Genomic DNA, 12,832 nt, shown 5'->3' on the forward strand with positions numbered 1-12,832 from the left:
CCCGGTGCTATCCGGTCCTCTCCCACCGGCGCAGGAGCAGGCGCAGGGCGGCGCAGACTCCGGCGGCCAGCGCGAGAAGGCTCACGCCGAGCAGCGCCTCCTGGCCCAACCGGGTCCGCCACGAGGCATCCGCCGCCGTGGTGCCGGCCGCGACCAGCACCACAAGCCCTCCCACGAGAAACATGGCCAGGAAAGCCAGGCGTGGCACCGCCACGCCTGGCAGATCGGTGTGCACCGGTCTGGGCTCGGGAACGTCGACGTCCCCGGCGTCGGGGTGCGGCATGCTCCCGATCAGGTCTCGTTCCCGCAGGTACACCGTCCTGGCAGGGCTGTCCCACTCCCCGGCGTCCAGCAGATAGCGCAGCGCCGTGTCGATACTCACCCGCGCCTCGGCCGCGCGGCCACACAGGCGCTGCCCGGCCGCGAGCCGCCCCCACAGCACGTGATCGTCAGGCCAGGTGGTGACCGCTTCCCACGCACGGGCGCACAGCCGCTCCCCGACGCCGTGCCCGGGGGCGGCGAGGGCCAGCGCGTGCAGACATACCTCGACCACCAGCCGGGACCCGGGATCGGCGGCCCACGCCCGGTCGAGCAGACCGTCGGCGTAGACGGTGGTGTGGCGGCGGTCTCCGCGGGCGGCGAAGCCCCGCAGAGCGGTGACCAGCGCACCGCCCTGGAACCCCTCCCCGGCCCCGAGGACCAGCGCCGACCCCTCCAGGAAGCAGCCCAGCTCGTCGAACCGCAGGTTCCCGTAAAGCTTCGCGGCGTGAAAGACGGCGGCGAAGGCGTACACCTCGGAGGTGTCCCTACCGGTCAGGGCGCCAGCTGCCGCGGTGAGGTCGTGGTCGGACTCCACCGACGCGCGGGCCTCGACACCGAACCCGAAGGACCACTCCCACGCGATCACCGACCTCCGCTCGGCGGGGAGGCCGGAGTCGTCGCGCAGCCAGCGGGCACACGCCACCGCCGTCGCGACCCCGGGCTCCGCCTGGATCCGCAACGCCCAGAACGCGCGGGCGCACGACAGCCACGGTTCCCCGGCGTCGACGGGGAACGGGGGCCGGGTCAGACCCGCGGCGAACAGCCCGGCGGCCACCGCCACGCACACCCGCGTCCGCTCCGCTGGCGCGGTGCCCGCGCTGTTCTCGAGCCAGCGCGTCAGCGCGGCGACGTCCGCGCCCCACCCGTCCTCCACACCGATGATCATAGGGCGGGGTGCGGTCGGCTGCCAGCCGTCCGCCCGGCCGGGACCGTTTCCGGTGAAAGGTCCTCGCGCGGGCGGGTCTGGCGGCAGTGGGGATATCCGGTGCCGCGGCGGGTGACAGGTGCCTGCCAGGTGTGGTCGTGGGGGCAGCGCCACCAGACCCGCCGGTTGGACCGGGGACGCAGCTCGGCGCCGGTGAGGTCCCCGTTCAGGGTGGGGTCGAGCTGGGCGGCGAGGCCAGGGTGCAGGTCAGCGAGGGACTGGCCGGGCTCGGGCCAGTACCCGCAGCGCGCGCAGCCACGGCCCTCGGCGGTGCGGTTGCGATCCCGGCGCGACCTCCCTGGCGACGTCGGCCTGCTCCGCCCGTTTGACGTGCCGCTTGTACCCGTCCCGGCCCTGACGGGCGGTCTCCGAACAGCAGCCAGGCCGGCAGCAGGACTGCCCGCCAAACGTGCGGATGAAGTAGTCCTTACGGCCGAGCATCTTCATGACCCGGCTTCTCTGTCCGCGGTGCGGTCGGGGTGGGGGCCGGCGGCCCTCGGGGAGAGCGGGCCGCCGGCCGGTCTGGATTAGCGGGTGGGCGTGGGTGTGAGGGTGGTGCCGTCGGGGTGCGCGGCGTACACCCCGGCATCGCCCTCGGCGGCTGCCTTGTCGACGGCGGCCTGTGCCTGCTGGCGGGTCTGGCGGACGGCGTAGGGGTCGACGCGGTCGCCCCAGACGGTCCACACCGCCTCCCCGTCGGTGACGGAACCGGCCGTAGGCTCCCCGGCGGCGGTGCCGACGGGGAGCGCGCGGACCGCGAAGCGGCTCCCGGGCTTGAAGTCGGCCAGGAGGCCGACCTTCTCCCAGACAGCGGCGTAGGCGGCGAGCAGCCCGGGATGGGTGCCGTTGTCCGCCCAGTCCCCGCCGCTGCGCCGCACCTCGAGCCGGACCTGTTCGGCGGTGAGGAGGCCGACGAGAGTGTCGGGGACGTCAGTGTCCAGTCCGTCGGCGTCGACGGGCCCGGTGACGTAGGTGTCACCGACGATCTGCAGATCCCAGCCGAACCGGGGCGCGTGGAACGCGGCGAGCGCGGTCGCGCGCTCGTTCAGCCCCAGGCACAGCCTGAGGCCGTCTTCGTTCGCCCACAGCGACCCGACGTCGGCGAGGTCGACGCGTTCGATCGAACCGCCGACGAGGGTTTGGAATCCGCGCAGGTCCGTCGGACTCATCTGGATGAGGGCGTGCGGGGCCTCAGGGTCGGCGGGCACCGTCAACACTCGGATCATGACCGGTTTCCCTTTCTGTTCGACGTCGCGGGTGGAGCGCCGACGATGCGGATGAGGGGCATGTCCTCGTCCGGTATCCGTCGCATCCTGTTCCAGGTGTGGGCGTAGGCATGCTCGAAACCGACGTAGCGACGGCCCTGAGACCATCTGCGGGCGCCGGGTTGTTTCGTCTGGACGAGGAACTCGCGGTGTTCGAGAAGGCGGATCAGTTCTTCGGGGGCGTCGGTGTCCCGTCCCTCGATGGTCGTGGGGCCGGCGAGGAAAGCATCGCCCCGAAGAATGGGCCGTGGTATCCGAAGCGGGCGGGTGTGGAACGCGGCGAGCGCGGTCGCGCGCATATTGCACGGCCCGGGGAAACGGGGATTCTCCTCGGGAAGGTACAGGCTGCTTTCCGGGTCGGTGACACTCACCGGACGCAGGATCCCTCCGACGAGCTTTTCCATGCCGGGAATGTCGGTGGGGTCGAGTCGGAGCCGGCGCGTCGGGAGGGTCGAGTCCGCCGGGATCACCAGGGCGGTGATCATGGGATGTGGGGCGGCGGGGCGGCCTCGCCGGTGGGCGGGGTGGCGCCGGGGGCGTGCGCGACGTAGGGCCAGCCCTGGATCTGCAGCCAGCGGGTGGCGGCGCGGGCGGTCCCGTACGACAGCTCGGCGCCGATACGGATCGGCGTGGCGGCCCAGACGGACCAGTCCCCGCCGTCATCTGGTGTGACCGGGAGCGGTGCGAACGCGGCGAGGACTCCCATGCGGATCAGCGCGGCGGGTGTGCCGGGGCCGAAGGTGCACGCCCACTCGAGCTCACCTCCCGGTGCGGTGTGGCGGCGTACATGCAGATGCCCGGCCGTGTTCTCGACCTCGACCCGGCCATGCCGGTACAGGTCCGGCCCGGTTCTGACCTGCCAGAATCCGTGGCCGATAAGGAAAGCGGCCAGGTCGAAAGGCGAATCCACCGGTGGATCCGTCCGGGTGTTCACACGCTGGTTCATGGGCTGCCGTTTCTGTGCGGGGCGTGAAGGGGCACGCGGGCGCCCACGTCACGCGGGGGGATGAGGGGAAACGCGTCCGGGTGGCCTACACGCCTGGTGTGGCGGAAATCCCGGAACGCCAGGAACCGTAACTTGATCAGATTTGGTTCAGCAACGGTTCCGCGCATTCCCCAGGCAGTGATCCATGTCACTGGCCATGGCCGGCGGATATGGCTGGCTGAACGCGATCGAATCGAGATACAGCTGTTCACGTACCCACAAACCGCACCCACAAATGGGGGTTGTGAACAATGGTCGACGAGAACGAATCAGCCGACGCCGACATCGCGCGTGTCCTGGAAATCCTGCGGAATCACCAGGGGCCCGCGACCCTGGCGGAGATCCGGGTCGCGGCCGGAATGATGGTCGGGCAGTTGCGGCCGGTGCTGGACCGGATGGTGGACACCGGCCAGCTCATGACGTCGCGACGGGCCGGGGTCCGGGGGCAGCCGTCGCAGTGGGCCCTGATTCCCACCCCGGGCGACGCGCCGGCACCCGACGTCACCACGCCCACCGGGCCACCGGCCGACACCGACACGCCCGCCGACGGGGACACCCAGGACGACGGTGGCCGGCCGCTGATCACCGAGACCGGCGCCGCGCCGGACACCTCGCTGGACCTGGAGACCGCCCCCGACCTGGAGACCGTCGCACCATCGGACGCCGTTTCCGCGCCGTCCGCCGCTCCCACCGGCCATGCCCAGGCCGCCGACGCCGAGGTGATCGTGGAGCGCCCGGCAGAAGCCGAGCGGGAAACCGCCCCGGTACGGGCCGGCGACACGGCGGAGGACCCGGCCGCCTCGGCGGGCGCCGCGGACACCGCGACCGCGACGACGCAGGAGGGCCTCGCTGCCGAGGGCGAGGCCGACCCGCCCTCGCAGGAACCGCCCGCGACGCCCCCCACCGACATCGACGGGGTCATCAGCGCCGAGGCGGGCACCGAGACACCGCCCGACGTCCCCAGCGTGCACCCGCCGGTTCAGAACCCCCCAGCCGGCGCGGGTGAGGATCTCGCCGCCGTATCGCCGACGCCGACGGAGGCCGCACGCGGATCAGAGACCGGCGCGGATCCCACCACGCCACCCTCGCCGTTCGTCGAGGCGACATCCGGCGAGGGCACCGCAACCGCGCCCGGGGACGGGCCGACCCCCAGCGCGCCGGCCCCCGACCCCACCCCGGCTCCGGTTCCGGTTCCGGCGGGTGTCCAGGCGGGCGGGGCGGGGTGTGCGGCGTGGTCCTGCCCGGCGGCGCACTGCCCGGTACGGGCCGGTGTGGCACCCCCGCCCCGGCCGGCACGGCGCCGCGCCCCGAAGCCCCCGGCCGCGGTCGCGAAGCGCACGACGAACGCCGACGGGCAGCCCCGGCTGCAGGCCGGGGCGCTCACCGCGATGGTCCGGACGGTGCTGGCGACGAACGCCGACGTCGCGATGAGCGTGACCGAACTCAGCCGTGAAATCCCGGACCGCTCCTCCGGGGCGATCAACGCCTCCTGCGACGCGATGACCGGCCGCGGCGAGGTCCGCCTCGTCCCGGGCCGGCCGAAACGCTTCCAGATCACCCCCGCCGGACTCGCCCTCGCCGCCGGCGCCGGTACCTGAGCCCCCTACCCGGCGGGCGGCGGGAACGCCGCCCGCCGCCCCGGGTCCTCCCGTTTCCCACCGCGAAGGGATTCCCATGACCAGTTCCTCGGAGGGCCGGGTCGGCTCTCGGCTGAACCCGGACGGCACGTTCACCGTCACCGTGTGGCCGGGCGCGCCACGCGACGCGATCGTGCACGGCCTGCTCACCGTCCCGGCCGGTACCGGCTTCGCCGGCACCCCCGCCCACCCTCACCGTCCAGCCGTCCTGCTCCTCACACCCCCCGGCGGGGACAGCATGCCCGCCGCCGCCGGGTGGGTGCCCCGGATACCGCTCGCCGACGCGGCGGTCGAGGTCGACGCGATCGAGGGCGCGCTCACGACGTTGCTCGCCGCCGCCGCTCTCGAGCTCCCGGACCTCGCCCGACGTCCCGAGACCCGGGCGTTGCACGACGCTCTCGGCCGGCTCCTGCGCCCCGGCCCGGACGGCCCGCCGCCGTGGCGGGTCCCGCGCCCCCGATGACCGCCACCGCAGCTCTTCCCGTCGGCTCTCGTCGAAAGGTCCTGGCCATGCCCGATGAGAATCAGCGGCTCGCCCGCGCCGCCCTGACCGCCCTGTCCTCGGCCATCCCCTTGACCGACAGCCCGGCACGGACCGATCTCGCCGAGGTCTGGGCGTGCCTCGCCCCGCACCACCGGACCGTCGACCCGGCGCGTCTGCTCGACGAGGCGGATGCGCAGGGCTGGCGGCTACTGATCCCCGGGGATCCCGGATGGCCGTCCGCCCTCGACCACGCAACGGTCGGGCCGGTGGGGCTGTGGGCGCGGGGCGGCACCGGCCCGCCGGTGGCGGCCCGCCGCTGCGTGACCGTGGTCGGTGGGCTCATCGCCTCCGCACACGCCGAACGTGTCACCGGTGACCTGGTCAGGGACCTGACCGGCCCGACCGTCGACCCGGTCACCGTGGCCAGCACCGGGCTTGGGAGCGGCGTCGACGTCACCGCGCTGCGGGTCGCCGCCACGCACCGCCGCGCCGTCGCGGTCCTGTCCTCCACCCGAGGGATCACCCGGCGCCACCAGGCTCACCTCGACCGTGTCACCGACGGCGGGATGGTCCTGTGCCTGGCCCCGCCCGGTGTCCTGCCGACCATCGGTCACGCGCACGCCCGCGTCCGGCTTCTCGCGGCCCTGTCCGCCGCGACGGTCCTCGTCGAGTCCGAGGCGCGGGGCGCCGCGTTCGACACCGCACGGGCCGCCCAGACACTCGGCCGCCCCGTCCTGGTCATCGCCGGCCCGGCCCCGGCGCTCGGCGCCGGACCGCGTGCCCTGCTCGCCGAGGGCACCGCGTGGCCGGTCACCGGCGCGGACGACGTCCGCGCCGTCCTCGACCAGACCTGACCTCCCACCGCAGGCCCGGGGGTGTGTGCCGTTCCCGCCCCCGGACCTGCGGCACCAGGCCTTTCACCGATCCGGCCTGTCCTCAGAGGAGGGGAGCTTCGTCATGGCTGAGTCTGCGCGCGACGCGGAGCGTCGTGCCCGCGCCGCGTTGACCTACCTGCCACCCGACCGTGCCCGCACCCGGCGGATCCACCGCCACGGACCGGTCGCGGTATGGGAGATGATCGCCGGCCGGTATCCCGGCGTCGACCCCGGACGGCTGCTGGATCCTGACACCGCCGACGGGTGGCGGCTGATCATCCCCGGCGACCCCGACTGGCCCGCGACCCTCGATGGGACCGGCGGGCCGCTGGGCCTGTGGGCCCTGGGCGGCGGGGATCCGGCGGCGCTGCTGGTCCGGGCGGTGACGCTCACCGGTGCCCGCGCGGGCAGCGCCTACGGCCGGGCCGTCGCCGCCACGTTGGCCACCGACCTGACCGGCTCTTCGGCGCGGGTACCGGTCACGGTCGTCGCCCACGGCGGTGGTGATGGCGCCGACGGCGCGGCCCTCACCGCCGCCGCGCACCGGCCCGGGGCGGGTGTGGTCGCGGTCCTCGACACCAACACCGACCTGTTCCACCAGTACGAGCTGCTCACCGCGGTCGCCTCCGCCGGTGCGGTCGTCAGCGCCGCCGCGCCCGGCGCGTACCCCACCCCCGGCCATGTCACGGCCCGGATCGATCTGCTCGCGACTCTCGCCCACGCCGTCGTCCTCGTCGAGGCCGGCCCCGGCGACGACGACGCGCTGTCCGTCGCCTACACGGCCCGCTATCGGCGCCGCAGGCCGGTACTCGCCGTCCCCGGGCCGATCACCGCACCGGCGAGCGCCGGCCCGCACGTCCTCCTACGCGACGGCACCGCCCGTTGCGTCACCACGGCCGCCGACATCACCGCCCACCTGCCCCAGACCTGACCTCCCCGGTGCCCGTGCACGCCGGCCTCGACCTGGCCGAGGCCCGCGGAGCGCGGGAGATCACGACCCCGAGGGCCCCGCACCGCGCCAGCGCTGGCCGCGATCGCGGGGCAGGCCCGGCCAGCCCGCGTGTCGTGGGGGCGCTCGCCCGTAGGCCACGCCCCCTCGGCGGTCAGCCCGCCTGCCGATCCCACCCCCTTTCCCGACCGTGAAGGAGCTCGCCGTGACGATCGAGACCCCACCGTCCGCGGACGCACGCCGGGACGCCGCCGCCGCGCTCACCGCTGTGCCCGTCGACCTGTGGGCCGAGGACCTGCGCTGGAGACATCCCGTGGATCTGTGGGCGGATCTCGCACCGACCTATCCGCGAGTCGACCCTCGGCGGCTGCTCGAGGACGCCGCCACCGACGGCTGGTGGTTCCTCCTTCCCGGCGATCCGCAGTGGCCCGCCGCCCTGACCCGCGATCTGCGACCGGGACCGGTCGGGTTGTGGGTCCGCGGCTTCGGGGACCTCTCCGTACTCGCGGACCGATCCGTCACGATCACCGGCAACCGGACGAGCACCGGGTACGGGACCCAGGTCGCCGCCGACCTCGCCGCCGCGCTGGCGCCCCGGTGGGTGGACCGGCCGGTCACCATCGCCGCCGCCGGGACGGGCGACGGGGCCGATGCCGCCGCGTTGCGCGCCGCCGCCGCGACCGGTACCGCGATCGCCGTGCTCGCCACCACCAGCGAACTCACCGGGTAGAACGAGGACCTGTTCGAGGAGATCACCACCCGGGGCGGGCTGGTGGTCTGCGTGACCGCGCCCGGCACCGCACGGCACGGCCTGCACGCTCTCGCCCGCGCGCGGACTCTCGCGGTCCTGACCCGGGGCACGGTCCTGGTCGAGTCCCCTGCGCACGGCGGGGCGTGGGAGACCGCCTGTACCGCGTGGCGGTACAGGCGCCGGGTGATGGCGGTACCCGGCCCGATCACCGCCGCGCTCTCCGAAGGCCCGCACCGCTTGCTGGCCGAAGGCACCGCGCGGATGGTGACCGGCCCCGACGACATCCGCGCCCACCTCGACCGCACCTGACCACAGGGCCGGCCTTCCGCCGGCCCCGCTGTCAGTGCGCATCCGCCCCCGGCGCAGCCGGCGGCGCCGCCGCGACGGGCCGCCGGCACTCTCGGCCGCCTCGCCGTCGCCCTCCCCGACCCCGTGCGCCCCGGGAACGTCACCAGCGCCCAGGACCTGCCGCGCGGCGGCCTCGCCCACCCCGCCACGACCGCCACCAACATGCCCGACCCGCGTGGGGGCACCGCGTCCCGGCGGCCCCCACGCGGGTCAGGCACAGGCCCGCCCCATCCCAGCACGCGGACCGTGCGTGCGCGTCCCTGACCCACCAGGCAACGACCCGGAGGCCGAGCACGCAATCCACACCCGTTTCCTCGGAGAGCACCCACCACGCGGCGCTCACGATCCGCCACAGCCGCGACACCGGCACCTTGATCGAAGGCACCTCACGGGCGGACCGGGCGATCCTCGCGCCGATCTTCACCCGGCATCGGGTCCGCTGGTCCGGCCTCATCGGGGAGGACGGCTCCTGGTACCGGCGTCACAGCCGAGGCCGGGCCGCGGACACCTTCCGCATCGACGAACTCGCCGACGCGCTCCGCTCCGTCGGCTACCCCGTCACGATCAGCATCGACGACAGCCCCCTCACCGACATCGCCGCGCTCGAGACGGCCCGGATCGAGCGAGCCGAAGACCGCGCCGCCCACCACACCGACGCCGCCGGCCGGGCGACCCGCCGCGCGGACGCCCGCCGCGACGCCGCCGACGCCCTGCGCGGCGCGATCCCGCTGGGCCAGCCGGTCCTGCCCGGCCACCACTCCGCACCCGGGCATCGCCGTGACCTGGCCCGCGCCGACCGCCACGACGACGCCGCCGCGCAGGCCACCTCCAGCGCCGGCTACCACACCGACAAGGCCGCCGCCGCGACCCGCCACGCGCACAGCCGCCACGACGTCCCCGCCGCCCTGCGCCGCCTGACCACCCTCGAAGCCGAACAGCGCGCGGACACCCGCGCCCTGCGGGCCGCCGAGAACCGGGCCGCCGGCGGAGGGCCGGCGCCACATCCCGGCTGGAAGGCCCGTCTCGAGGCGAACATGACCCAGCGGGCAGCCGAGATCGACTACTGGACCCGGTACGTCGCCGAACAGGAAGCCGCCGGAGTGAAGATCTGGCGGCCCGCTGACTTCCAGGCCGGGGACGAGGTGAAGGCGGCGTTCGGCGGGTGGCACCGGGTCCTGCGCGTCAACACCCGCTCCCTGACCATCCCCCACTGGGACCTGGAAGGCGAGACCTGGCGGCTGACCTACGACAAGGTCCTCGACCACCGGCCCCGGCGCTGACACCCTGACGCGCGATGGCCCGACACCCCCCGCGTTCGGGGGTGGCGGGCCATCGCGCGTGGCGCGGAGGCGGGCAGGACCCGGGCTATCCGGTGGGGAGCCGGGCGGTGATGTCGTCCACGGTGACGGCGGGAACGGCGAGGCCCCCGCGCAGAAGCTGGTGGCATCCCCCGTGGCCGTGGACGGTCAGCCGTTGGGCGGGCGGGAGGGCCATGACGAGCCGGCCCCAGTCGTGGGCGGTCCGGGCCAGCGTCATCGCCTGCCCGGCCGTCTCGGACTCGACGACGAACAACGCCGGGGTCATCGTCGCCAGCAGGGCCGTCCGTGCCTCGCACCGGCGGTAGTAGCCCCCGGCGTCGGGGTCGGCGGCGGCGAGCGGCGGGGCGGTGGCGAGGACGACACCTCGGGCGGCGACCGTGGTGAACAGGCCGCGGTAGCGGGTGAGGGCCGCCGGTGTCGGCGAGGCGAGCAGGGCGATGGTGGGACCGTGGGGCGCGGCGCTCGTCACCGCGCGCAGCCCGATCCCCATCGACACGACACCGGTCACGGTGACCGGCGGTGCGGCGGTGACGAGCCCGACGGCGAGACGCTCGGCGTGGTCCGCGCCGTGGGGGCTGGGGCTCCGGGTGCCGGTAAGGGTGACCGACCGGGCCGTCAGGTCGCCGAGGTGGCCCTCACCGTGCACCCACATGCCGATCGGTGTCCGGTCCGTCGGCGTCAGGGTGGTCGGCCATTCGTCGTCCCCGGGACACAGCAGTCGCCATCCCCGGACGGTGTGGGTGGCGAGCAGCCCGTCGGGGTCGAGGTCCACGTCGGCGTGCAGGGACGCCCACACGGCCTCGGCGCCGTCGGTGTGGACGGCGGAGGTGCGGTCGGGGTCGGGGGGAAGCTGGGTCAGCGCGGCGCGGGCGCGGCGCTCCCCGGTCGGGACAGGCATGCACGGGACCTTTCACGAGAACGCGGATCGGGCGGGGCCGGTGCCCGCCCCAGGGGCGCGCGGTGTGTCACCGGGCACCTCGGGCGGGTGAAGGCGGTCAGGCGGAGGTATCGACCGGTGCCGGGCCGGGGTTGGCGGGGCGGGATCCGCCGTCGGAGGTGGCGGCCACCGGCTGGGCCGCTGCCCACGGGAACAGCAGGATCAGTGGCGTGCCGGCCGGGACCGGGAACGGCTGGGAGACGCGGTGGTCGACACGCCATGACTCGACGCAGCGGGGGCAGACAGTGATCGCGTGAGGCGCCCCGTAGTCGACGGTGCCGTGCGGCCAGCCGTCGGGCGCGGTGTCCGGGCAGCCGCCGGGGAAGTACGGGATCAGATCGGCATCGAGGGCCTCGTTGTCGGGATGCTCGGCGGCCTCACGCAACACGACGAGGACACGGTCGGTGGCCTCGGAACCATGCATCGGGAACTCCGTTTCACGGTGATGGCGGGTTCCGGCGCCCCGGGCGAACGCCGGAGGCGGAATCATCGGAATGCGGGCCGCGTGTATCGAACGAATGTGGTGTCGCGGCGCGCGGTGGAATCGTAGCTCGCCGTCCCGGCGCGGTAAACAATTCCGCATCACACGCCGACAATTATGGAAAGTCCGCATTCGAGGGTTCTTCAACCTTGCCTGCGGCAGCTTTTTCTTCACCTGCGTGAAGGTGCGCGAGGACGATTCCGGAAGATGAACTGCTTCAGGTCCCCTTCCGAAACCGGGCGGTGTGGCTACCGATCTTCACCGCGAGGCGCGGGGCCGAACAGGTGAGCCCCCCCCGGGGGGCGGTGATCCCCGGGGGGGCTCACCGCCGGTCGGGCAGGGTCAGGCGGACGTGTCGGCCGGCACGGGGTCGGTACCGGCCGGGCGGGATCCATCCACGGGCGTCGCGGCCTCGGTGAGCATCCTCACCAACCGCCGCGCCTCCTCATCCGTGAGGCGTAGACAAGCAAGACCACCCATCCACGGCGCGTTGACCGTCAGGATCACCGTGGCCGCGCCGTCATAGTCGGGTCCCGGTCGCACGCCGACCGTGCCACGATCGGACAGGACCGTTGCCAGGGGCGTGGGCGGGGTACCCCATCCGGGATGGGCGACGACAACCGACCCGCCTGCTACTGCGGCAGGATGGTCCGGCACGGTCCACCGCGGCTCGGGACCGTCGCCCGCCCCGATCACCTCACCGGCCTCCAGGTAGGCGAGCAAGCTCTCGACGAGCTCCGGGGAACGCAGCCCGGTCCACCACGCCAACTCACCGAGATCCATCGGCCCCGTCGCTCGACGCAGCACCTCCGGCACGGTGACAGGAGCCGGTTTCGGCAACATAGCCATAGCAATCCTTCCATCGCAGGCCAAGGGCGAGGTTTCGCCCCCGGGGAACTCGCTATTTACGGCAGGCTTCGGAAAACGCATCACGTCGACGCGGCCATCGATAGCCGCATTCCAGGGGCCGGACATATCAAGCTCGGCGGATCGGTAGCTAACCTTTTCCCGCCGAGCGTTTCCACCGCCCCTGTTGCGGATGCGGTTTTCCGGGTACGCAATCAGCTGTACCTCGATCCGACGGAACCCGGCCAGCCGAATCCGCCAACCATCACCAGTGACATGAATCACCGTCCGGGACCGGATCGATCGCCGCGCTCGCGGCGGCCCGGATCGGGCGGGCGCTGGACCGTGCCGCCCACCACACCGATGCCGCCGGCCGGGCGGCGGGCCGCGCGGACGCCCGCCGCGACGCCGCCGACGCCCTGCGCGGCGCGATCCCGCTGGGGCGGCCGGTCCTGCCCGGTCACCGCTCCGCACCCGGGCATCGCCGTGATCTGGCCCGCGCCGACCGGCACGACGATGCCGCCACGCAGGCCACCGCGATCGCCGGCTACCACGCCGGCAAGGCCGCCGCCGCGACCCGCCACGCGCGCAGCCGCCTCGACGTCCCCGCCGCCCTGCGCCGCCTGACCACCCTCGAAGCCGAACAGCGCGCGGACACCCGCGCCCTGCGGGCCGCCGAGAACCGGGCCGCCGGCGGAGGGCCGGCGCC

14 protein-coding genes and 2 pseudogenes are annotated in these 12,832 nt (G+C 74.2%); 7 read left to right on the forward strand and 9 right to left on the reverse strand.

Features of this window, described 5'->3' with window-relative positions; genetic code table 11:
• Positions 1–7: 7 nt before the first annotated feature.
• From AWX74_RS36660 to AWX74_RS36680, 6 genes are all read right to left on the reverse strand, one after another.
• Complete coding sequence (locus AWX74_RS36660; protein ID WP_091286487.1) at positions 8–1,207, reverse strand: hypothetical protein; 1,200 nt, start codon at positions 1,205–1,207, stop codon at positions 8–10.
• Positions 1,204–1,452 (reverse strand): zinc-ribbon domain-containing protein, encoded by a 249-nt coding sequence (locus AWX74_RS42740; RefSeq protein ID WP_226932681.1) that lies wholly within the window; start codon positions 1,450–1,452, stop codon positions 1,204–1,206. Before AWX74_RS42740 ends, AWX74_RS36660 begins: the two co-directional genes overlap by 4 nt.
• Position 1,453: 1 nt before the next feature.
• Positions 1,454–1,693: a hypothetical protein gene (locus tag AWX74_RS41845; RefSeq protein WP_226931193.1), complete on the reverse strand. Its 240-nt coding sequence runs from the start codon at positions 1,691–1,693 to the stop codon at positions 1,454–1,456.
• A gap of 80 nt (positions 1,694–1,773) precedes the next feature.
• A complete protein-coding gene (locus AWX74_RS36670; protein WP_054571579.1) occupies positions 1,774–2,472 on the reverse strand; it encodes a DUF3846 domain-containing protein in 699 nt (232 codons plus the stop codon).
• Entirely contained in the window at positions 2,469–2,996 is a 528-nt protein-coding gene (locus tag AWX74_RS36675) for a hypothetical protein (RefSeq protein WP_091286491.1), read from the reverse strand. The genes AWX74_RS36670 and AWX74_RS36675 overlap by 4 nt, the downstream gene beginning before the upstream one ends.
• Positions 2,993–3,421: a hypothetical protein gene (locus AWX74_RS36680; RefSeq protein WP_242666586.1), complete on the reverse strand. Its 429-nt coding sequence runs from the start codon at positions 3,419–3,421 to the stop codon at positions 2,993–2,995. The genes AWX74_RS36675 and AWX74_RS36680 overlap by 4 nt, the downstream gene beginning before the upstream one ends.
• A gap of 326 nt (positions 3,422–3,747) precedes the next feature.
• On the opposite strand from AWX74_RS36680, the gene AWX74_RS36685 reads away from it, so the two are divergent.
• The 6 genes and pseudogenes from AWX74_RS36685 to AWX74_RS36715 all read left to right on the forward strand — a co-directional run bounded on the left by AWX74_RS36685 (position 3,748) and on the right by AWX74_RS36715 (position 9,820).
• Entirely contained in the window at positions 3,748–5,094 is a 1,347-nt protein-coding gene (locus AWX74_RS36685; protein ID WP_054571581.1) for a hypothetical protein, read from the forward strand.
• A gap of 76 nt (positions 5,095–5,170) precedes the next feature.
• A complete protein-coding gene (locus AWX74_RS36690) occupies positions 5,171–5,596 on the forward strand; it encodes a hypothetical protein (protein ID WP_054571582.1) in 426 nt (141 codons plus the stop codon).
• Positions 5,597–5,643: 47 nt separating this feature from the next.
• Positions 5,644–6,471 (forward strand): DNA-processing protein DprA, encoded by an 828-nt coding sequence (locus AWX74_RS36695; protein ID WP_054571583.1) that lies wholly within the window; start codon positions 5,644–5,646, stop codon positions 6,469–6,471.
• Between the two features lie 103 nt (positions 6,472–6,574).
• Positions 6,575–7,423, forward strand: a complete 849-nt coding sequence (locus tag AWX74_RS36700) for a DNA-processing protein DprA (protein WP_054571584.1) — start codon at positions 6,575–6,577, stop codon at positions 7,421–7,423.
• 331 nt (positions 7,424–7,754) lie between these two features.
• A pseudogene (locus AWX74_RS41850) lies at positions 7,755–8,501 on the forward strand (DNA-processing protein DprA).
• Between the two features lie 410 nt (positions 8,502–8,911).
• Entirely contained in the window at positions 8,912–9,820 is a 909-nt protein-coding gene (locus AWX74_RS36715; protein WP_226931192.1) for a DUF3560 domain-containing protein, read from the forward strand.
• Positions 9,821–9,905: 85 nt separating this feature from the next.
• On the opposite strand, the gene AWX74_RS36720 is transcribed toward AWX74_RS36715, so the two are convergent.
• The 3 genes from AWX74_RS36720 to AWX74_RS41030 all read right to left on the reverse strand — a co-directional run bounded on the left by AWX74_RS36720 (position 9,906) and on the right by AWX74_RS41030 (position 12,408).
• On the reverse strand, positions 9,906–10,757 hold the full coding sequence (locus tag AWX74_RS36720; protein ID WP_054571586.1) for a DNA-processing protein DprA: 852 nt from the start codon (positions 10,755–10,757) through the stop codon (positions 9,906–9,908).
• Between the two features lie 97 nt (positions 10,758–10,854).
• Entirely contained in the window at positions 10,855–11,220 is a 366-nt protein-coding gene (locus AWX74_RS36725) for a hypothetical protein (RefSeq protein ID WP_054571587.1), read from the reverse strand.
• 399 nt (positions 11,221–11,619) lie between these two features.
• Complete coding sequence (locus AWX74_RS41030; RefSeq protein WP_131799641.1) at positions 11,620–12,408, reverse strand: winged helix DNA-binding domain-containing protein; 789 nt, start codon at positions 12,406–12,408, stop codon at positions 11,620–11,622.
• Between the two features lie 53 nt (positions 12,409–12,461).
• On the opposite strand from AWX74_RS41030, the pseudogene AWX74_RS41855 reads away from it, so the two are divergent.
• A pseudogene (locus AWX74_RS41855) lies at positions 12,462–12,740 on the forward strand (DUF3560 domain-containing protein); the annotation flags it as partial.
• Between the last annotated feature and the right edge of the window lie 92 nt (positions 12,741–12,832).

It is taken from the genome of Parafrankia irregularis (assembly GCF_001536285.1).
GTDB lineage: Bacteria > Actinomycetota > Actinomycetes > Frankiales > Frankiaceae > Parafrankia > Parafrankia irregularis.